Origin of the sequence: Sediminibacterium sp. (assembly GCF_051861365.1) — a bacterium.
In the GTDB taxonomy this organism is placed as follows: domain Bacteria; phylum Bacteroidota; class Bacteroidia; order Chitinophagales; family Chitinophagaceae; genus Sediminibacterium.
In genome coordinates, this window is sequence record NZ_JBHYCW010000012.1 from 1 (window position 1) to 20,595 (window position 20,595).

Here is a 20,595-nt window from a genome sequence, read left to right on the forward strand (position 1 = left end):
ATAGGCTTACCCAGTAAATACCCGTTGCTTCCATAGCCACCGTATCTACTTTGCATTGAAGAAGCCAAGCGGCTATTTCGTGTAGATCATCTGTAAAAGAGCCGAATGAGCGAATGGATTGTTCTGCTGCATCTGGATTAACTGCAACATAATGCTCTCGGCTAGCAATGTCTATACCCGCTGCATTCGGATATAGAACAGGAAAACCAGCTTTCTTTTTCATAAATTGCATTTAAGGATTAATTAAAATGCAGTGCTATCAGTTCTTTAGAAGAACATGTATAATCTCTTAAACGGGGTTAGCATAAGCTACCACCAAAAATTGGTTGTCATTTAAAGAACTTTGCCAAACTTGACATCGGGTTCGTAACACCATATCAAAAAAAACGGCATGTGGTAGCACTGCTTTTACAAGTTACTTTATCAGGTTTGGAGTTCCTACTGCTAATCACTTGATAAAAAAGTAACAAAAAAATCTCCAAAGGAGTCCTTCGGACAAGGCTCCAGAAAAAAAGCTAAAATTTCCTTCGTTACGCTACAAAAGATGTCCGAAGGACTCCTGTGGAGAAGTCTAAAGCCCAATGTTTGTTCCTTGATTTAGCGAAGCTGTGCTTCAGCTATTGGATATATCCAAGCATCATCTTTTGCTTAACGCTACACTACGTAAATTTCTTAACGCTTTTTTTCTGAGGCCGGAAAATTAAAACAATAGTCATAAGTGTTCGTGTATATGCTACTTAATCCTAAATCAGAAAATAAAGGGACATAAAAAACTGTAAAATATAAGGATGTTAAAATGAACAATTTTTAATCAGTCCCTGTGGACGGGCCTCATTGGGGTCGGTGTCAAGCGAAGCGAAGACAGATCAGATCATGCGTAGCAGATCTGATCAGAGGCCAATGCAGCCCGGGAACAGGGACGGGGCCATTCGGCCCAGGAGTAATATAGAGTTTTGACAATTAGAGTGATTTTAAATAGTACAACACGTTACTGATTAGTAAGGGAGTATCACCCAAAAACTGTTGTCATCACTAGAATAGACTATCGCTATATGTCTTACATTTGAAGCATAATTTTTTCCATGCCACACGAAGCGATTTCTGTATTTGATATGTTTAAAATTGGGGTTGGGCCCTCCAGTTCCCATACCCTGGGTCCATGGAGGGCTGCTTTGCGTTGTGTGGACACGATTCGGGCAAAAGGTGGACTGGATCAGGTGCTTTCAATAACCGTGCTGCTGTATGGTTCTTTGGCCAAAACAGGAAAGGGGCATGGTACCGATATTGCAGTGATGCTTGGATTGTGTGGGGAAGACCCTGTAACCATTGATGTGAATAGTATTACACCTAAAATTCAGCAGATTCAAAACTCACAGCAATTGTTGTTGGGTGGAGAGCAAGCGCTACGTTTTATCCTTCCCGATCATCTTCAGTTTCTTCATCAGGAAACGTTGCCCTTTCATCCGAACGGACTTTCCTTCTTGATTGAATTGAAAAATGGAGAACATTGGAGTGAAACCTATTATTCCATCGGAGGTGGATTTGTAGTGAAGGAAGGCGAAGACAAAAATGCACAACAGCAAGTGGATCTTCCATTTCCTGTGAATACAGCTGATGATTTACTGCATTGGTGTATGAAGACAGGCATGTCGGTGAATGAAGTGGTGATGGAGAATGAACAGGCTTGGCGTTCAGAAGAAGCGACTCGTTCAGGCGTGTTGAATATTTGGCATACCATGCGCGATTGTATTTATCGTGGCTGTCATACCAAAGGTGAATTACCCGGAGGATTACAAGTACGAAGAAGAGCATTTGATCTGAATAAAAAACTGATACAACAAAATACGTACACAGATTATTCATCTTGGATTGAGGCGATTAGAAAGGGTGGACATGATTTCAAATACATTCTAGATTGGGTGAGTTGTTTTGCATTGGCAGTGAATGAAGAGAATGCTTCTTTCGGAAGAGTAGTAACAGCGCCTACCAATGGAGCTGCGGGTGTGATTCCGGCAGTATTACAATATTTTATTGCATTCTGTGACGGGTTGGATGATGAGAAGATCATTCGTTTCTTACTTACCGCTTCAGAGATAGGAAGTATTTTCAAAAAAGGAGCTACCATTTCTGCAGCCATGGGTGGATGTCAGGCAGAAATAGGTGTATCTTCTGCGATGGCTGCTGCGGCATTAACAGAATCATTAGGTGGCACCCAACGTCAAACCCTGATGGCTGCTGAAATTGCCATGGAACATCATTTAGGTTTAACCTGTGATCCTATTGGTGGACTAGTGCAAGTGCCTTGTATTGAAAGAAATACCATGGGTGCTATTAAAGCCATTACAGCTTCACAGTTGGCATTACAAAGCTCTCCCGATTATGCCAAAGTGAGTCTGGATAAAGTCATCAAAACCATGTGGGATACTGCGCTGGATATGAGCAGCAAATACAAAGAAACCGCAGACGGGGGATTGGCGATTCATATTCCGATTAGTTTGCCGGAATGTTAAGTTTGATTTTTTGATCTTTGATTTTTTGATTTGAAAAAAGATCAAGAAATGAAAGATCAAATGATTCCTAAGCCTCAGTAAGCAGTAACTTTATCAGAAATGAATCATGTTGAAACGAATTGTCATTCTGGGTGCTGGATTTGCAGGCTTACAGTTGGCACGCAGACTGAAGGGGACTGATTTTGATATTACCCTGATTGACCAGTACAATTTTCATCAGTTTCAACCGCTGTTTTATCAGGTAGCTACTGCCAGATTGGAACCCAGTTCTATCTCTTTCCCCCTTCGCAAAGTTTTTCAGAATAAAACCAATATACATGTACGTATTGCGGCTATTACAAAAATAGATCGGGTAACAAAGGATGTATATACAGGTGCAGGTATTTTTCACTACGATTATCTTGTCATAGCTACCGGCTGTTCTACCAATTACTTTGGCAATGAAAATATTGAACGATTGGCTTTTCCAATGAAGTCTACTACAGAAGCCATTGCCTTACGAAATCATATACTGCTCAATTTTGAAAATGCATTGAACGCTTCCGGTGACGAGTTGAAAGCCATCATGAATATTGTGGTAGTAGGTGGAGGGCCAACAGGTGTAGAGTTATCAGGATCTTTGGCTGAACTCAAAAAGAATATCCTGCCACGTGATTATCCTGATATGGATTTTTCTAGTCTCAATGTGTTCTTGCTGGAAGCAGGCCCTGCTTTATTAAGTCCTATGACTAAAGTGTCACAAGAAGTGTCAAAGACTTATCTGGAGTCTATGGGTGTTCAGGTAAAACTAAATACGCTGGTAAAAGATTATAACGGACAATCTGTTTTGCTGGCAGACGGAACCCATATTCCAACCAAAACATTGATATGGGCTGCTGGTGTTACAGGAAATGTACCGCAAGGTATAGATGATTCATTATTGGTTAGAGGGAATCGAATTAAAGTAGATCTTTTTAACAGGATGGAGGGAACCGATGATATTTTTGTTCTGGGAGATATTGCTTATATGGAAACCAAAGGGTTTCCGAAAGGACATCCGCAATTAGCCAATGTTGCCATTGCGCAGGCTAAAAATCTGGTACAAAACTTAAGGCGAATAGAGCATGGAAAAGTACTGCAACCATTTGTTTACAAAAGCCCCGGAACCATGGCTACGGTGGGTAAAAGGAAAGCAGTAGTGGATTTACCCTTCATGAGTTTTCAAGGACGTTTTGCCTGGTTTGTATGGATGTTTTTGCATCTAATGCTGATACTCAGTGTAAAAAATAAGCTCTTTATCTTTATCAACTGGGCTATCAGTTATTTTACCAATGACACCACTTTACGTTTAATACTATTACCAACCAAGCAGCAAACAGATTTGTACAAAGAAGCACAAACACCTCTTCAGGAGCGGATACACCATCTTTAATTTAGATCTTTGATTTCTTGAATTTTTGATCTTTGATTGAATTGCTTATTAAAATTATAAATCAAGAAATCACAGATCAAAAAATCAAAGATTCCGAGTAGTCTTTAATCTCATTATACAAAGTTCCTCTCTCCACCGGTTGTCTGTTCACTTGTTTGATCAAACGAACCAGTTCTTCGGTAGACATAGTAGGTGTTTGTTCTTCACTGCCGGCCATTGCATAAATCTTAGTGGAGTCATCGATGGTTCCGTCAATATCATTCACACCAAAAGATAGAGTCAACTGCGCATTTTGTCTACCCAGCATTGGCCAATAAGCTTTGATATGCGGGAAATTATCCATGTACAAACGAGATATGGCATACATCCGCATATCTTCTACCACCGATGATTCCGGAATATGGCTCATATCATTGTCTTTATTACGGAACTTAAGAGGAATGAATGTATTAAATCCTCCTGTCTCATCCTGCAACTGACGCAATCTTTCCATATGATCAATACGATGCCAGAACTGTTCGATATGTCCGTACAATAATGTGGCATTGCTATGCATGCCTAATTGATGTGCTGTTTTATGAATATGTAACCAGCCATCCGCATCTACTTTGTCTTCACAGATCTGTTTGCGTATGTCGGGATGAAATATTTCAGCGCCGCCACCCGGTAAAGAATCCAGTCCGGCCTCATGTGCTAAGCGCATACCTTCTTCCACACTCACTTTGGCTTTGCGGAACATATAATCCAATTCAACAGGTGTAAATGCTTTGACATGCAAATCCGGACGATGCGCTTTGATGGTTCTCAATAATTCAAGGAAAAAATCAAGATTCATTTTGGGGTGAACACCACCCACAATATGCACTTCTGTTACCGGTTTGCCATCATAGCTCTTAACAATATGCATCATTTGTTCAATACTCAATTCCCAGCCTTCTTCACGATGTGCATAGAGACGAGAGTAAGAACAGAATTTGCAGGAGAACACACAAACATTGGTGGGTTCAATATGGAAGTTTCGATTGAAATAGGTTTTATGACCATGTTTTTCCTCTCTTACCCAATTGGCAAGGGCACCCAGGTATGATAATGATCCTTTTTCGAAAAGGGTAACGCCATCTTCAAAGCTGATACGCTCTTTTCTGAGGATTTTTTCACCAATATTTTTCAAGTTGTAATCTGCCTGTGTAGCTACCAAAATAAAAGGTTCTGAAATTCGCGCGCTCATCTTCACTTGATTTAAGTGCAAATTTACAATTAATAATTAAGCTGCAGATTCCTTGATGGATGTTTTAACCCATCATAAAATCTGCGGCTTAAACAAAATATACTGCATTAATGAGCGGGTTTCAGTGGTGCATTAGGGTCATGTTTGTAGCGGAATACAAGTGGGAATAAAAGGCCTAGTACCAGTGCATATCCTGCGAAGGCAAGCCATATATTCTGCCAGTTTTTAACACCATCAATTGTAAAGTAGTCAACTACCCAGCCGCTGATGGTACCACCCAGAAAGGCGCCAATACCATTGGTCATAAGCATAAACAATCCTTGTGCGCTGGCCCTAATTTTTATATCGGCCTCTTTCTCTACAAATAGTGATCCCGAAATATTGAAGAAATCGAAAGCCATACCATAAATAATCATTGACAAAATGAGCAGATATAGTCCATCGCCTGGATCACCGATGGCAAAAAGTCCGAAACGGAATACCCATGCAAAGATGCTCAGTAGCATTACGTTTTTGATGCCAAATCTCTTCAGGAAGAAAGGGATGGTTAGAATAAATACAGTTTCAGAGATCTGAGAAATGGAAATCAGGATATTGGGGTGCTGAACACCAAAGGAATCGGGATAGGTAGTTTTAAAATCATCGAGAAAAGGTCCGCCAAACGCATTGGTAATTTGCAGAGCAGCACCCAATAACATGGCAAAAAGGAAGAAAATGATCATCTTCTTTCTTTTGAACAACACAAAAGCATCGAGTCCTAAAGCAGAAACAATTCCTTTGCCTACTTTTTTTCCGCTGGGTGGACATTTACTCATAGTAAATGCATACAAACCCAAAACAATACCTGCAGTGGCGCTAACGTATAATTGATTGGTACTTTTGGTCCAGCCCATCAGGTCAACCAGCCACATGGCCACAATAAAGCCGATGGTTCCAAATACACGGATAAAAGGAAAATCCTTCACAATATCCAGTCCTTTTTTTTCCAGTACGATATAGGATACGGTATTGTTCAATGCAATGGTGGGCATGAATACGCACGCATTCAGCAGCATGATGATATAAAAAGTGGGATAGTCCTGCACCGTTGAGGCCCAGATGAGTAAAAGTGCACCAATAATATGACAGGCCCCGAGTACCCTTTCGGCATTGATCCATCGGTCGGCAACAATACCCAGTAAGGCAGGCATAAACAGGGAAGCAATACCCATGGTAGCATATACGGCACCTATTTGTCCACCGGAGAACCCTAATGAAACGGCCATATAACTACCCAGTGAAATGAGCCATGAACCCCAGACAAAAAACTCCAGGAAATTCATCAGTATCAAACGAGGCTTGATATTATTCATGCAACAAGCAGTTTAGTGTTAGAAATCAGCGAGGAAGATAGGGAAAATCAGTGAGTCGGAGGGAGACAGGAAGTCTGGAAGATGGGAAGCCGGCACGCATGCGAACAATTTGCATAAAATAAAAAGGAACCAACCCACAAGGTCAGTTCCTCTCAAAAGCTAGTAGCTAGCAGCTAGCAGCTCGCAGGTTATAAATGTGACTGAATCTTCTTATCCAACACAGATTTAGGAACTGCACCAATTTGTTTGTCGACGATCTGTCCGCCTTTGATGAAAAGGATGGCAGGGATAGAAGTGATACCATAATTCACACTGAGGTTGGGGTTATGGTCTACATTTACTTTTCCTACGTTGATCTTACCGTCGTAATCTTTTGCCAGTTCTTCAATAACGGGTCCGATAGCGCGGCAAGGTCCGCACCACTCTGCCCAGAAATCTACTACGGTCAGTTTATCACTATCCAGTACGGTAGACTGGAAATTCGCGTCTGTTAATTCTAAAGCCATTGTTTTTATTTTTTAGATGTTTAATTTTTTGAAAAGTCCATGGTCCATGGTCGATGGTCCATAGTTAGCAATCTCTGCTTTGCCATGGACCATTAGCTATGGACTATGGACCAAAAGACAAATTTAAGCCCAAACCCCCATCTCTGCCCCTTTGACTTTTCCACGGCTGTTATTAATGACGTTAGGGCAGGGAAAACCTGACAGGGGGGCATGAAGAAAGAATAAGAAATCAGTAATATTAAATAATAAATGGGAAGCGAGGATTTGTACTTACGGATATATATTGCAAGCATGATTTGAAATATCTATATTTACTCATATGTTTTGAATTAAGCAGAAGTAAGAGTATCATTATCTAGAATCAGTATAACGATATTTAATGTTTCCCAAAGTGCATTTAGTAACGCAAAAATTTATATGATACCAGATTACCAAACCTTAATGCTTCCGCTTTTAGAGCTACTTTCTGACAAAAAAGAGCATGAATTGCAAGATTTAATTAAAATTCTTTCAGATAAGTTTAATTTAACCGAGGAAGAAAGGAATGAGCTTTTGCCAAGTGGCAATCAGGAAATTATCAATAATCGAGTCGGTTGGGCAAGGACTTATCTGAAAAAAGCTAATCTTTTAACTTCTCCTAGACGGGCTACTTTTAAAATAACCGATCAAGGATTGGAGGTGCTTAAAAAGAAACCAACTAAAATTGACGTGAAGTTTTTACAAGGTTTAGATGATTTTAAACGATGGCAGACTTCATACCAAACAAATTATCAAAACAAGAAAGATAATTTGATAAACGAAGAAAGTATAACAGAAATTGAACAAGGAAGAACACCTGAAGAATTACTCGACTACTCATTTCAAAAGCTTAAAGAGGAATTAGCATTAGAATTAATTGATAAAATTAAAAATTGTTCACCTGCTTTTTTTGAACGACTTGTAATCGATCTTTTAATAAAAATGGGGTACGGAGGCTCAAAGAAAGAAGCCGGGCAGGTTATTGGAAAGTCTGGTGATGGCGGTATTGATGGGATAATAAAAGAAGACAGGTTAGGGCTTGACACTATTTACATCCAAGCAAAAAAATGGGAAAATACTGTGCCAGTTGCTCAAGTAAGAGATTTTGCAGGTTCATTACTTTCAAAAAAAGCCAAGAAAGGTATCTTTATTTCAACGTCAAACTATCCGAAAGGGGCATATGATTTTGTAGATAGCATAGAGCCTAAAATCGTTCTCATTGATGGGAAAGAATTAGCTGAATTGATGATACAGCATAATGTAGGAATGGCAACGAGAAGTTTTTATGAAATTAAAAAACTTGATCTTGATTATTTTGAAGAAGCTTAAGATTATGTCGGGGTCTTATTTTCTGGGCGTTAACTTTTTGAAAGTTCCGAAACTTTCCAAAAGTTTCTCATCTCGGTTTTTTTAACCACGTAAGAACAGGGTAAACTTGACAGTGGAGCATTTTCAGAAATTATACTGAGGAAATATTTAATTTATTGCTCTTTTATAATCGTATCATACATGGCAGTCAAAGAAATCCTTACTGAACTACAATCACTCAGCAACGAAAAAATGATGGCCATCAACACCAAAGCCGGTGCCGGTAAGAACCAGTTTGGGGTGAAGATGGGAGATATCAGAAATATCGCCAAAAAGCTAAAGACCAATCATGAATTGGGTTTACAGTTGTGGAATGCAGGTAATATTGAAGCGCAGTTTTTGGCAATACTCATCATGAAACCTGATCTACTCACCGCGAAGCAGTTGGATACAATGGTGCAACAAATTGATTTTACCCATGTGGCAGATTGGTTCAGTTCTTATATTCTGAAAGACCATCCGGCGAAAGAAGCACTCAGAATACAATGGCTCAAATCGAAAAACAAATGGGCTTTGCGTGCCGGTTGGAGTTTGATGGCCGGTAAGATCGCCAGAGATGCCGGTGAATTAGATTTAGATGCTTTATTAAAACAATTACAAAAAGAAATGCCCAAGGCAGTACCTGAAGTTCAATGGACGATGAACTTTGCATTGGCATATATCGGTATTCATCATCCTGCTTATCGTAAGAAGGCATTAAGTATAGGCGAGGAGTTGGGAATTTATCGTGATTATCCTGTTTCTAAAGGATGTACTTCTCCATTCGCGCCCATTTGGATCAACGAAATGGTCAAAAGACAATCAAAATAAAAACTCAGTGAATCTCCTGCGGTGAACCTCAAAAGTCACTGGGGTTGAGAATGAATATATTGGATATGGTTTATTCTTTATTAAAATAAATTTATTGTTTTTCAATAAATATTTTCTATTTTTGTGTCATCATTCAAAAATACCCAAGATGACAACCACCAACAACTTTGTATTCAAAGCCCTCACCATCATTGCCTGGCTCATTTTTATTGGTCTTTGTATAGAGGCAGGCGGGCTGGTAGTTAATTGTATTTTCACGATCATTAAACCGGAGATGGTAGATCGACTTTACCAGAAATTGGATTTGACTGATATGTATGCGCGTAGTCAATGGGCTTTCTTTAGTATGTACAGTTTTATTTTGATGATTGCTTTTTTGAAAGCTGGTCTATTTTACAGACTCGCCATGCTGTTAACCAAGATTGATCTGATGAAACCCTTCAGCGATTTTACTGCCGGACAAATCTTGCAGATCAGTTATTACACATTTTCAATTGGTCTCTTTAGTTATGTTGCACGTCAGTCTGCGAAGACAATGCAGCATCATGGTTTTCTCACCGAGAAATTAAATGCATTTTGGGAAGACGCTCAGGCTTTTATATTAATGGCTGCAGTGGTGTATGTGATTGCACAAATATTTAAAAGAGGGTTGGCGCTTCAAAAAGAAAACGACTTAACCGTATAATACATGCCCATAATCGTAAACTTAGATGTGATGATGGCGAAGCGTAAAATGTCGCTGAACGAATTATCCGGTAAAGTTGATATTACACTTTCCAATCTTTCTATCTTAAAAACAGGAAAGGCCAAAGCTATACGCTTCAACACACTGGATGCCATTTGTAAGGCATTGAACTGTCAGCCTGCGGATATATTGGAATACCTGCCTGACCCTTCGTCGCCATTTCTGACTGCGTCAGAAAGCGACTCAGGGTGACAGGTTTAGTTCCACACTCATTGTCGCCCTTCGTCGCTTTGATCAAATATTTCTCTCATCCTCTGTTGTGAATTTGTGCTGATAATAACCGCAGTGACGCAGAGTTTAAACACGGAGTTGCACGGAGGAGGGGTTGAAAAAATGTAAGTATCGATTGATTTTAGTTGTATGTATTACACTAAATCCCGAGTTTGCATTCCAATTCATTATGATGCTTACACAGATCCATCCCAAATTACCCATGCGCAATAAAGAAAATACCAAAACATATTACCAGCAAGTGGGTTTTGCAATAAGTGCAGATTATGGTGATTACCTCATCATTCAAAAAGATAGCATTGAAATACATTTTTTTGGATTCCCGGATCTTGATCCGCTGACCAATTACGGGCAAGTGTATATCAGAACAAATGATATTGATCAACTGTATCAAACTTTTCAGGAAAATAAAGTAGCCATTCATCCCAATGCTCCTTTGGCTGAAAAGCCCTGGGGGCAAAAGGAATTTTCACTACTAGATCCGGATCACAACCTACTCACTTTCGGACAACCCCTATAATTCCGTGTACCTCTGTGCCTAACTCCGTGCAACTCCTGTGGTTCTATTTTTTACCCACAGATTGACACGGAGTTAGGCGCAGAGTTGCACAGAGTAGGTTACTTTTTTCGGAAAGGTTGTATTTTGAAATAAGTGGCTGTTCTCCACAACCACTCCACCGGACCAAAATAAAATTGTTTAAACCACCATTTACAAAAGAATGCTTGTACAATAAAAAATGCAATGGCAATTAACCAGTTGAGCCAAGGGGGTGTTACACCTACCAATCCAAAACCAAATCCAAAAAATAACACCAGTCCGAGTGCAGTTTGTAGTAAGTAACTGGTCAAAGCCATTTTTCCGATAGGAGCCAATGGGTATAATAAGTTTTGCCAAAATTTTCGGTTCATCAATAATGTGATTCCTGTGACATAGAAAACCACTAGGGAGGCGTTGTTCAGGTTAAACAATGTGCCAAAAATTAAGCCTACCACCGGACTTCTTTCCCAGCCGAGTTTAAAACCTTCATTTAATCCATAGATACCAAGTCCACCTATGAGTGTTACCAAAACAACCCAACCGGATTTGTTTTTTATCTTTTTGAAAATGGGTTTTAAATCTTCTGCGCTCATCGCAAACCAGCCCTTTCTGCCACTATACATTCCCAATAAGAAAAAGCCTAAGGTTACATAAATACGACCACTACCAAATTGGAAATCGAATTTCTCTCCAATGCTGATGATATTGTTTTTCATCATGGTCCAAATATCAATTTGGTAAACATTCTTGAAAAATGCTTGAGAAGGATCAGGTCCTGGTGGTGGTCCGGATGGTGGGGGAGGCGGTGGGGTAGTAGATGTAAGATGTTCTATCAGTCCGGGTAACTGCATTAACAAACTTGGCAAATTGATCGCCAATAAGATACCGATTGTAAGTATCCATTTGTTACTCAATTTCCTCATGGGCAAAAGAATGAAACCTAATGGTGCATAAATGGATAAGATATCTCCTCTCCAAAAAGCATGATGGATCAAGCCAATGATTCCCATAATGGTGATGCGCCATGCATAGCGCCAAACAAAGGGTCTCCCGCTTTCTTCCATGCTATTCATTTGGAGAAAAAAACTCAATCCAAACAAAAAGGAAAAGAAGGCGAAGAATTTTCCGGAGATCAGTATTTCATTCAGGAATCCCAGAATGCCACTGGCCGTGTCATTGTGTTTTTGAAAATATTCACCGGGTAATGGACCGGCATTGTACCAATAAATCATATGTGCAAGTAGAATCCCAAGTAGGGCAAATCCACGTAATGCATCTACTGTTATGATCCGTTGCTTCCGGGTCTCAGATGACATGGGGTCTGTTTTAGCAACAAGAAGCTATTTTTTCATGGTAAAAAACAGACAAAAATGGATAAACAGCGTTTTTGATAGATAAATGGTGATTAGGATGAAGGCACAGATCAAAGTATTTGTATCAACCCACCACAGCAACATTCACATCTAAATCCGGGTTCTCCAATAAAAAATGAGCCATTTCCTCATTCATCATAAATCCTTTTTCCAGTGAATACATACTTACTTTCAATTGTTCGCGAGGCTCATAAATATTGAAACGCAAAGATGACTTGCCTGGATGCTCACGCACATTTTTATCAATGAATGATACAAAATCCGTCGTTACAGATGCCGGATGTATGTTGATCTCGATGCTTCTGGTTAAGTTTTGCTTGACTGTTTCCAATAAAGACATCACGTTTACTTTGAACTCGAAATTATTGGGTTGATTAAATCTTGAGCGGAAAAAACCGGTCAGCAATATATTTTGTCCTTTTTCTAAATAATTCTGAAATTTGATATAATCTTCGCTCCACAAAATGAAATCTGTTTTACCACTGAAATCTTCAATGACAAAAGAGCCAAAGTTTTTTCCGGTCTTGGTAACCCTGTGCTGAACATCAATCACCAAGCCTGCTACACGAATTTGTTTGCCGGGATTGGGTTGTAAATGCAAGGTCTGTTTGATCTCATTGAAATCATTGATACTGGTAATACCATAATATTTCAACTCAAACTTGAAATGATCCAAAGGATGTCCACTCATGAACATCCCTGTTACATCTTTCTCATGATCCAATAACTCGGTGAGTGTCCAAGGTTCTACATTCGCAATTTTAGGAATAGGCACTTGCATGGCAGAAGACATATCACCAAACAGAGTGTTGGTACTTGCCGCAGCAGCAGATTGATTGGCTTGTCCGTAATTGATGATTTTCTCTAAACCCGATATTTTTTCACCATCTGCTATATGGAAATATTGTGCCCTGTGAAACTCTTTAAAACAATCAAAAGCACCTGAATAGGCAAGACTTTCCAATGATTTCTTGTTGACACTTCTTTGGATCACCCTTTTGATAAAATCAAAAATATCTTGGTACCAACCATTCTTTTCTCTTTCTATAATTATATTTTCTACAGCCGCTTCACCCACACCTTTCAATCCACCTAACCCAAAACGAATCTCTCCATTTTTATTCACTGCAAAACCTTTCAATGATTCATTGATATCCGGTCCCAGTACTTTAATACCCATTCGTTTGCACTCTTCCATGAAGAAAGTAATCTTTTCAATACTTCCTGCATGATTCAAAACTGCCGACATGTATTCACCCGGATAATGCGCTTTCAAATAAGCAGTCTGATAAGCTACAAAAGCATAACAGGTAGAGTGTGATTTGTTGAATGCATATTGTGCAAATGCTTCCCAGTCTGTCCATATTTTTTCTAGTTTATCTGCAGGATGTCCTTTCGCAGATGCACCGTCAATGAACTGTTTCTTCATTTTATCCAGTACCGATTTCTGCTTTTTACCCATGGCTTTTCGCAGTACATCTGCGTCGCCTTTGGTAAATCCACCCAGGCTCTGACTCAGCAACATCACCTGCTCCTGATAGACCGTGATTCCATAAGTCTCAGCCAGGTATTCTTCCATTTCAGGAATATCGTATGTTACAGGCTCACGACCATGTTTACGGTCAATGAATTTGGGGATGTAGGCAATAGGTCCCGGACGATACAATGCGTTCATCGCAATGAGGTCATCAAACTTATCGGGCTTTAGATCGCGCAGGTATTTTTGCATACCCACACTTTCAAACTGGAATGTGGCATTGGTTTCTCCGCGTTGGTACAAATGAAAAGTCTTTTCATCATCCAATGGAATCGTATCTAGATCAATGGTCACACCATGGTTTTGCTGAATCAGTTCCAAAGCGGTTTTCAAAATGGAAAGGGTCTTTAAACCCAAGAAGTCCATTTTAATAACACCGGCATCTTCGATAATACTTCCTTCAATTTGTGTTACCCAAAGATCAGAGTCTTTGGCTGTGGCAACCGGAATAAGCTCTGTAAGATCTTTTGGAGCAATGATGATACCTGCAGCATGTATACCGGTATTACGTACAGAACCTTCTAATCGCTCAGCTTCTTTGAGTACCTGTGCCCGGATATCATCACCTTGGTAAATCTCACGTAATTTCTTGACGTTCTCAATATCTTCTTGCTGGTACGCTTCTTTTTCTTCTAATGATTTTTCGCCATCTTTCACGGTTAGCGGTGCATGTAATACTCGCCCCAATTCAGTGCCCGGTTTATCTGGAACCAATTTCGCCAGCATATTACTTTCAGCAAGGGGTAGATCCAATACACGTGCCACATCTTTGATACTCATTTTGGCAGCCATCGTACCATAGGTAATGATCTGTGCTACCTGTTGCTTGCCATATTTGTCCACCACATAATCAATCACTTTCTGACGACCTTCATCATCAAAGTCCGTATCAATATCGGGCATGCTCTTACGATCCGGATTCAGGAAACGCTCAAACAGCAAATTGTATTTAATAGGATCAATATTGGTAATGCCGATACAGTATGCTACCACACTTCCTGCAGCCGAACCACGACCGGGTCCTACAAATACACCGAGTTCTCTTCCGGCTTTAATGAAATCACTCACAATCAAAAAGTATCCTGCAAATCCCATGGTTTTGATGGTGAACAATTCAAAGTCTATTCGCTCTTGTATCTCTGGACCAATATCTGCATAACGCTTTTTTGCACCTTCCATGGTAATATGTCGCAGATATTCCCACTGATTCAAATTGGCATCCGTATGTATTTGAAATTCTTTGGGGATGGGGAAGGCAGGAAGTAAAATATCTTTTTTAAGATTCAAGACTTCCACCTTGTCTACGATCTGATTGGTATTGTCCAATGATTCAGGAATATCACTGAACAGTTTTCCCATTTCTTCTGTCGTTTTAAAATAAAACTGGTCATTGGGAAATTTAAAGCGTCTGTTCTTGATCTGTGCATCATCATTCACAAAATCATCGAACCCGGGTGTGCTTTGTTTCTCTCCGGTATTGATGCATAACAGGATATCATGTGCATTTGCATCATCCTGATCTACATAATGGCTGTCATTGGTAGCAATCACAGGCACATTGTATTTTTTGGCAAACTTTAATAGGGTTTGATTGATTAGTTCCTGTTCCTTGATATTGTGTCGCTGTATCTCGATGTAATAATCTTCTCCGAATAAATCTAGCCACCATTTGAATTCCTGTTCAGCCTTTTGTTCACCATCATGTAAAATAGTCTGCGGTACATATGCGCCGATACAACAAGTGGTGGCAATCAATCCTTCATGGTATTGTTCAATCAGTTCCTTATCAATACGTGGATATTTGCTATACATTCCTTCAATGAATCCAAGGGAAGTGAGCTTTACTAGATTTTCGTATCCTTTCTTGTTTTTAGCTAATAATACCTGATGATATCTTTCATCCTTTACTTCTTTTGTAAAGGTTTTGATATGTCGATCTTTCACCACATAAAATTCACAACCCACAATAGGTTTGATGACCGGCTCAGTAATGTCTTTTCCATTGGCATCTTTTCCGATCACTTTGGTATTTTTCCAAGCCTGACTTACAAATTCAAAAGCGCCAAACATATTGCCGTGATCGGTAATGGCCAAGGCAGGCATATTATCTTTCGCAGCTTTTTTATATAAACTATCAATCGCTGCAGCACCATCGAGGAGAGAATATTGTGTATGAACGTGTAAATGTGAAAATGCCATAGGGAATGTCGGATGTCTGATGTTGGAAGTCTGATTGGATGGCAGATGGCAGATGTCAGATTTGTAATGTCTGATGTCTGATGTCTGATTTGGGTGGGTTCAGGCTTCCAAATTCCGAACTCCAAATATCCAATTTTACAAGGTTTTTTTACAGGATCAATTATCCACATCATGCCAAACATAGTATATCGGAAATCCGACATCCGAAATCCACCATTAGCCATTAACCATAAGCTATTTCATATCTTTTCCACATCATTTGGCATAAAAAATGCATGAGGGTATATTGCAGTTATGATGAACCGATCTGTTTGGATGATAGGGATGATGATTTTGCTTGTATTGACAAGTTGTAAATCATTGAGTAAGCTGACTTCAAGGGATAATTCTACAGCTAAAACGGCACCTGCCAAAACAACCACATCACAACAACGAACTTTTCTGGATCAAATAGAGGTAACTCCCGGATCTGTCGTTACAACCGGACATAAGGCCAGCACAACCAATGCTAACAAGGCTTCTACCGTCAATACAGGCAAACGAAATAATACCGGTAGCACGGATATGAATGCTTTCAATATCGAAAGAGCCGGTTATCTTCAATTAAAGTATGCGGTGATTATTGATGCTACAGTTGAAAACCTCACCAATATACCACTGTTGGAGACTATTGATAAATGGTGGGGAACCAAATACTGTTTAGGTGGAAATACAGAAAATTGCATCGACTGCTCTGCATTTACCCAGGTAGTAATGCGTGATGTTTTTAATACCACTTTACCCAGAACAGCACAGGAGCAATATGATAATAGCGAAAAGATTGAGCTGGCTGATTTACAGGAAGGAGATTTGGTTTTCTTTCACACAACAGGTCGCAACCGCGACATTACCCACGTGGGTGTCTATCTTCTCAATAATAAATTTGTCCACGCAGCCACGAGTGGTGGTGTCATGATTAGCGATCTCAACGAAAAATACTGGCAACCCAGGTTTAGAGGGGCTGGGAGAGTGGTGAAGTAATTTGAAAATGTCTTTTAATTTGATCCGCCTAGGCGGATCAAATTCTCAAATTATCTAAACAACGCCTGCACAGTTTCTTTCGTTTTTTGCAAAAGCACTACTTCTTTTCCTTCCAACATCTTGCTCAGTAAAGCTTCTTCATAGTGTCGAATGGTGAGTAATTGCAGATTTTTTTCTACTTGTACATCAAATAACAAACCCGATTGTGCAGCGAATTGATCGGTTTTATCTTGTTTATCATCCATACAAATCTGCACACCAATAGCGCCTGTTTGAATGAGGTTGGGTCTTACACGAATCTGCGCGAATATGGCATAGAGTTGTTGCATGGGTTCTTCTCCCATGAAAGAGAAATCCCTGCTTTTCAAATGAACGAGTATTTGTTTCTCTTTGATGACAAAAATCGGCGGTAATCCTTTGATATTTTTTTTGTGGATGATCGTACCCGGTAAAGAAAGATCCAGAAAGCATTTGACATACATCGGAATACCTTTGTTCTGTAAAGGCTTGATGGTTTTTGGGTGAATAACCTGTGCGCCATAAAAAGCCATTTCAATGACTTCATTGAAATTGAGTTCTTGAATCAATTGTGCTTCCGGAAATTGTTTGGGGTCGGCATTCATCACGCCTTCTACATCTTTCCAAATCGTTAAACTTTCGGCATTGAGCATATTCGCGAAAAGAGCAGCAGTATAATCACTGCCTTCTCGTCCCAACGTAGTACTTTCATTTTCATCCGTTGATCCAATGAAACCCTGTGTTACGATGATGTTCATGCCGGCATCCACTGTCAACTGCCAACTATCTACTATTTTCTTTTCGGTAAATTCAATATCTACGCCTGCATCTCTGAAATTATCATCTGTGCGAAGAATATCACGAACATCCAGCCATTCGTTCAAAATATTTTCTTCATTTAGGAAATGACTGATGATAGCAGTACTCAATAATTCTCCTATACAAACCACCTGGTCATAATAGTAGTCGAATTCTCTTACTGGCTTATCATGTAATAACCATTCTACTTCTGTAAAAAAATCATGGAGTTTGGCAGCGCAACTATTGTACTGTTTCACCAGTAGGTATTTGGCAGTGGTGAGGTGTTGGTTTTTAATTACTTCAAACAGTTGAAGTGCTTCCTCTTGCTTTCCGGTATAAAAAGCTTCTACTACTTTCTCCAATGCATTGGTGGTTTTACCCATGGCCGAAATAATCACCACCAGTGGCTCTTGCCGGTATTGTTGAACTATGGATGCCAGATTTTTGATACGATCTACATTATTGACACTGGCACCGCCGAATTTGAATACTTTCATGTATATAGCTGTTCTGATGGCAAAACTACGGGTAAGCTCGGTGTAAACAACAGTCAAAGTTGAAGGGTGTATAACGAGTGTATAGTATTTACTCCATTAGTTTAAACTTTTCTTGGGGATTTTATGATTCGAACAATTGTAATTTGGTATAGTTGTTGTTTATAGATGAAAAAAAGAATGATATGCGTTATATCAAAACTCTCACAATTTTAATCGGCTTTATATCTTTTCCTTTGTTTTTGCTTTCCTGTAATCGGAATATGGTTAGTTCCGATTCAACAAAATCAACTGCGCCTTCTTTTAGCGCTGCTGCCATGAACAGAGACATTTTATACCATGTCAATGAATACCGTAAACGTAAAGGGTTGGGCGCATTGAAGTTTGTGGAGGTTGCCAATGAACAAGCTGCTATTCATAGTAAGAATATGGCCTTAAAAAGAGCTGCATTTAGTCATGATGGATTTGAGCAACGAATTGCAGTAGTATCAAAAAGCATTGGCCCTGTAATGGGGGCTGCAGAGAATTTGGCATACGGAGAACTGTCCGCAGAAGCAGTGGTAAAGGGATGGATCAACAGTCCGGGACATAAAAAGAATATTGAAGGCAATTATACCTTAACCGGCATCGGTACTTATCAGGATGCAAAAGGGGTGATCTATTTTACCCAATTGTTCATGCGGCAATGAATATTTGATCCATCTATAAGCGGCTTAAAAATGCTGATTGCATAGTAATTAGGGTGTGTAATAAGTACACTTCTTGATTGAGACAAATCAATTTTCAAATTTTCAATCTGCTTGGGAGGATCAAATTAAATATCTTCGTGCAAACGATTGCCCTTAGCCATGACAATAAACAGAAGAATCCTTACCCTGGATGAATTCACCCTGCAACAATTAAGACAGTTTCCCACAGCCACAGGCGAATTAAGTAGTTTATTAAGAGATATTGGTCTTGCCGCCAAACGTGTCAATGTAGAAGTAAACAAAGCCGGATTGGTTGACATCCTCGGCGATGCCGGAACCATTAATGTGCAAGGTGAAGATGTGAAGAAATTAGACATTTATGCCAATAACCAATTCATGGGTGTTTTACAACATGGTATCAGTTGTGCGGGTATTGGAAGTGAAGAGTTGGATGATTTTGTGGTATTTGATGATGAAGTGAGTAACCAAAGCAAATATGTGGTGATGTTTGATCCACTCGATGGGAGTGGTAATATTGATGTGAATGTTTCAATAGGAACGATTTTCAGTGTCTATCGCAGGGTGAGTGAGAGAGGAAAGCCTTGTACCAAAGCAGATTTCTTACAACCCGGAAACAGACAAGTAGCTGCCGGTTATGTGATTTATGGTTCCAGTACCATGTTTGTATATGCTACCCGTAGAGGTGTCAATGGATTTACATTAGATCCTTCTATTGGAGAGTTTTGTTTGAGTCACCCTGATATCAAATGTCCGCCAACCGGTAAGTTTTATTCTGTTAATCACGGTAACTTTTTTCAATACGATGAGGGCGTTAGAAAATACATTGATGCTTGTCAGCGTAAAACCAAAGATACCGGTGGTCCGTATACCCAAAGATACATCGGCAGTATGGTGGCAGACGTACATCGCAATCTCATCAAAGGAGGCATCTTTATGTATCCCGGTACGATAGATAAACCAAAAGGTAAGTTGCGATTATTGTATGAATCCAATCCATTTGCGTTTATTCTTGAGGTTGCCGGTGGACGCGCTACCGATGGCAAACAGCGAATTCTAGATATACAACCCACCGAATTACACCAAAGAACACCTTTGTTTATTGGCAGTAGAGAGATGATGGATGAGCTGGAAAGCTATTTATAACAGAGAAATATCGAATATCGAATATCCAATTTCAAAATTGGATATTCGATATTCAACATTGAACATTTCCTTCTTCTTCTTATTTTGTGCAAAAAATGCTCCGTCTTTTTGCCATTTGTTTTTTGGGATTGATTTGTTCTTTCTCGCAAGCACAACAACGTCTTGAGCCCGGACAGATGCACTATATCATCAATCCCAAACCCAATAATATTTTATATCGGGATACTTTGTACAGGGGAAGTAAACAATTCATGTCCTTATTTTATCGTACCCGTGATCAGCAATTGATTGATTTGTACCTTAAACACCAGTCCAATAAAGTAACCGGACAAATTTTAGGTGTGGCAGGAAGTTTTGCCATCATTTTCGGCATTAGAAATTTATCTGACGAAAATAAAAAAGGAACCGGATGGGCGATGATTGGTGGCGGTTTTGCCTCATTGATTACAGGTGGGTATTTGACATTACAAGGACAAAAAAATCTGGCTTTAGCCGTAACTTTATTCAATCAACGTCATAATAAAGCTGTTTTAGGAGTTGGTGTAGCACCACAACAAGCCGGCTTTGTGTATAAATTTTAGCC

At 39.6% G+C, this 20,595-nt stretch carries 17 protein-coding genes and 1 pseudogene; 11 read left to right on the forward strand and 7 right to left on the reverse strand.

The window, feature by feature from the left end:
• Window positions 1-223, reverse strand: a pseudogene (locus ACTIEV_RS07190) (IS110 family transposase); the annotation flags it as partial.
• Window positions 224-1,082: 859 nt separating this feature from the next.
• Here ACTIEV_RS07190 and ACTIEV_RS07195 point away from each other — a divergent pair.
• Entirely contained in the window at window positions 1,083-2,510 is a 1,428-nt protein-coding gene (locus ACTIEV_RS07195) for an L-serine ammonia-lyase (protein WP_439516300.1), read from the forward strand.
• A gap of 106 nt (window positions 2,511-2,616) precedes the next feature.
• Window positions 2,617-3,921, forward strand: coding sequence for an NAD(P)/FAD-dependent oxidoreductase (locus ACTIEV_RS07200; protein WP_439516301.1), 1,305 nt, complete (start codon window positions 2,617-2,619; stop codon window positions 3,919-3,921).
• Between the two features lie 76 nt (window positions 3,922-3,997).
• Here ACTIEV_RS07200 and mqnE read toward each other — a convergent pair whose 3' ends face one another.
• The 3 genes from mqnE to trxA form a co-directional block, all read right to left on the reverse strand.
• Window positions 3,998-5,149 (reverse strand): aminofutalosine synthase MqnE, encoded by a 1,152-nt coding sequence (gene mqnE / locus ACTIEV_RS07205; protein WP_439516302.1) that lies wholly within the window; start codon window positions 5,147-5,149, stop codon window positions 3,998-4,000.
• A gap of 107 nt (window positions 5,150-5,256) precedes the next feature.
• Complete coding sequence (locus ACTIEV_RS07210) at window positions 5,257-6,501, reverse strand: nucleoside permease (RefSeq protein WP_322194641.1); 1,245 nt, start codon at window positions 6,499-6,501, stop codon at window positions 5,257-5,259.
• A 188-nt stretch (window positions 6,502-6,689) separates the two neighbouring features.
• Window positions 6,690-7,007 carry a thioredoxin gene (trxA, locus tag ACTIEV_RS07215; protein WP_322194638.1) on the reverse strand — a complete coding sequence of 106 codons (318 nt, stop codon included), beginning with the start codon at window positions 7,005-7,007 and terminating at the stop codon, window positions 6,690-6,692.
• Between the two features lie 417 nt (window positions 7,008-7,424).
• Here trxA and ACTIEV_RS07220 point away from each other — a divergent pair, with 417 nt between their 5' ends.
• From ACTIEV_RS07220 to ACTIEV_RS07240, 5 genes are all read left to right on the forward strand, one after another.
• On the forward strand, window positions 7,425-8,354 hold the full coding sequence (locus ACTIEV_RS07220) for a restriction endonuclease (RefSeq protein ID WP_322194636.1): 930 nt from the start codon (window positions 7,425-7,427) through the stop codon (window positions 8,352-8,354).
• A 180-nt stretch (window positions 8,355-8,534) separates the two neighbouring features.
• Window positions 8,535-9,203, forward strand: a complete 669-nt coding sequence (locus ACTIEV_RS07225) for a DNA alkylation repair protein (RefSeq protein WP_322194634.1) — start codon at window positions 8,535-8,537, stop codon at window positions 9,201-9,203.
• A gap of 148 nt (window positions 9,204-9,351) precedes the next feature.
• Window positions 9,352-9,888 (forward strand): DUF2975 domain-containing protein, encoded by a 537-nt coding sequence (locus tag ACTIEV_RS07230; protein ID WP_322194632.1) that lies wholly within the window; start codon window positions 9,352-9,354, stop codon window positions 9,886-9,888.
• A 3-nt stretch (window positions 9,889-9,891) separates the two neighbouring features.
• Window positions 9,892-10,140, forward strand: coding sequence for a helix-turn-helix domain-containing protein (locus tag ACTIEV_RS07235; protein WP_322194630.1), 249 nt, complete (start codon window positions 9,892-9,894; stop codon window positions 10,138-10,140).
• 211 nt (window positions 10,141-10,351) lie between these two features.
• The gene (locus tag ACTIEV_RS07240) at window positions 10,352-10,699 is read left to right on the forward strand and encodes a bleomycin resistance protein (protein WP_322194628.1); all 348 of its coding nucleotides are present in this window, start codon (window positions 10,352-10,354) and stop codon (window positions 10,697-10,699) included.
• A gap of 98 nt (window positions 10,700-10,797) precedes the next feature.
• Here ACTIEV_RS07240 and ACTIEV_RS07245 read toward each other — a convergent pair whose 3' ends face one another.
• Both ACTIEV_RS07245 and dnaE read right to left on the reverse strand, forming a co-directional pair.
• Entirely contained in the window at window positions 10,798-12,033 is a 1,236-nt protein-coding gene (locus ACTIEV_RS07245; RefSeq protein WP_439516303.1) for a DUF418 domain-containing protein, read from the reverse strand.
• 121 nt (window positions 12,034-12,154) lie between these two features.
• The gene (gene dnaE / locus ACTIEV_RS07250) at window positions 12,155-15,826 is read right to left on the reverse strand and encodes a DNA polymerase III subunit alpha (protein ID WP_439516304.1); all 3,672 of its coding nucleotides are present in this window, start codon (window positions 15,824-15,826) and stop codon (window positions 12,155-12,157) included.
• Between the two features lie 294 nt (window positions 15,827-16,120).
• Between dnaE and ACTIEV_RS07255 the strand changes: the two genes are divergently transcribed.
• Window positions 16,121-16,846 (forward strand): C40 family peptidase, encoded by a 726-nt coding sequence (locus ACTIEV_RS07255; RefSeq protein ID WP_322194622.1) that lies wholly within the window; start codon window positions 16,121-16,123, stop codon window positions 16,844-16,846.
• A gap of 50 nt (window positions 16,847-16,896) precedes the next feature.
• Here ACTIEV_RS07255 and ACTIEV_RS07260 read toward each other — a convergent pair whose 3' ends face one another.
• Window positions 16,897-18,162: an aspartate kinase gene (locus ACTIEV_RS07260; protein ID WP_322194620.1), complete on the reverse strand. Its 1,266-nt coding sequence runs from the start codon at window positions 18,160-18,162 to the stop codon at window positions 16,897-16,899.
• A 182-nt stretch (window positions 18,163-18,344) separates the two neighbouring features.
• On the opposite strand from ACTIEV_RS07260, the gene ACTIEV_RS07265 reads away from it, so the two are divergent.
• The 3 genes from ACTIEV_RS07265 to ACTIEV_RS07275 all read left to right on the forward strand — a co-directional run bounded on the left by ACTIEV_RS07265 (window position 18,345) and on the right by ACTIEV_RS07275 (window position 20,593).
• Window positions 18,345-18,848 carry a CAP domain-containing protein gene (locus ACTIEV_RS07265; RefSeq protein ID WP_439516305.1) on the forward strand — a complete coding sequence of 168 codons (504 nt, stop codon included), beginning with the start codon at window positions 18,345-18,347 and terminating at the stop codon, window positions 18,846-18,848.
• A gap of 159 nt (window positions 18,849-19,007) precedes the next feature.
• Window positions 19,008-20,012 carry a class 1 fructose-bisphosphatase gene (fbp, locus tag ACTIEV_RS07270; RefSeq protein WP_322194614.1) on the forward strand — a complete coding sequence of 335 codons (1,005 nt, stop codon included), beginning with the start codon at window positions 19,008-19,010 and terminating at the stop codon, window positions 20,010-20,012.
• 95 nt (window positions 20,013-20,107) lie between these two features.
• Window positions 20,108-20,593 (forward strand): hypothetical protein, encoded by a 486-nt coding sequence (locus ACTIEV_RS07275; protein ID WP_322194612.1) that lies wholly within the window; start codon window positions 20,108-20,110, stop codon window positions 20,591-20,593.
• Window positions 20,594-20,595 lie beyond the last annotated feature (2 nt).

Excerpts from the sequence above, each read along its gene's own strand:
- ACTIEV_RS07195 (WP_439516300.1), top strand. The coding sequence starts at position 1,083 with ATGCCACACGAAGCGATTTCTGTATTTGATATGTTTAAAATTGGGGTT.
- ACTIEV_RS07200 (WP_439516301.1), top strand. The coding sequence starts at position 2,617 with ATGTTGAAACGAATTGTCATTCTGGGTGCTGGATTTGCAGGCTTACAG.
- mqnE (WP_439516302.1), bottom strand. The coding sequence starts at position 5,149 with ATGAGCGCGCGAATTTCAGAACCTTTTATTTTGGTAGCTACACAGGCA.
- ACTIEV_RS07210 (WP_322194641.1), bottom strand. The coding sequence starts at position 6,501 with ATGAATAATATCAAGCCTCGTTTGATACTGATGAATTTCCTGGAGTTT.
- trxA (WP_322194638.1), bottom strand. The coding sequence starts at position 7,007 with ATGGCTTTAGAATTAACAGACGCGAATTTCCAGTCTACCGTACTGGAT.
- ACTIEV_RS07220 (WP_322194636.1), top strand. The coding sequence starts at position 7,425 with ATGATACCAGATTACCAAACCTTAATGCTTCCGCTTTTAGAGCTACTT.
- ACTIEV_RS07225 (WP_322194634.1), top strand. The coding sequence starts at position 8,535 with ATGGCAGTCAAAGAAATCCTTACTGAACTACAATCACTCAGCAACGAA.
- ACTIEV_RS07230 (WP_322194632.1), top strand. The coding sequence starts at position 9,352 with ATGACAACCACCAACAACTTTGTATTCAAAGCCCTCACCATCATTGCC.
- ACTIEV_RS07235 (WP_322194630.1), top strand. The coding sequence starts at position 9,892 with ATGCCCATAATCGTAAACTTAGATGTGATGATGGCGAAGCGTAAAATG.
- ACTIEV_RS07240 (WP_322194628.1), top strand. The coding sequence starts at position 10,352 with ATGCTTACACAGATCCATCCCAAATTACCCATGCGCAATAAAGAAAAT.
- ACTIEV_RS07245 (WP_439516303.1), bottom strand. The coding sequence starts at position 12,033 with ATGTCATCTGAGACCCGGAAGCAACGGATCATAACAGTAGATGCATTA.
- dnaE (WP_439516304.1), bottom strand. The coding sequence starts at position 15,826 with ATGGCATTTTCACATTTACACGTTCATACACAATATTCTCTCCTCGAT.
- ACTIEV_RS07255 (WP_322194622.1), top strand. The coding sequence starts at position 16,121 with ATGATGAACCGATCTGTTTGGATGATAGGGATGATGATTTTGCTTGTA.
- ACTIEV_RS07260 (WP_322194620.1), bottom strand. The coding sequence starts at position 18,162 with ATGAAAGTATTCAAATTCGGCGGTGCCAGTGTCAATAATGTAGATCGT.
- ACTIEV_RS07265 (WP_439516305.1), top strand. The coding sequence starts at position 18,345 with ATGCGTTATATCAAAACTCTCACAATTTTAATCGGCTTTATATCTTTT.
- fbp (WP_322194614.1), top strand. The coding sequence starts at position 19,008 with ATGACAATAAACAGAAGAATCCTTACCCTGGATGAATTCACCCTGCAA.
- ACTIEV_RS07275 (WP_322194612.1), top strand. The coding sequence starts at position 20,108 with ATGCTCCGTCTTTTTGCCATTTGTTTTTTGGGATTGATTTGTTCTTTC.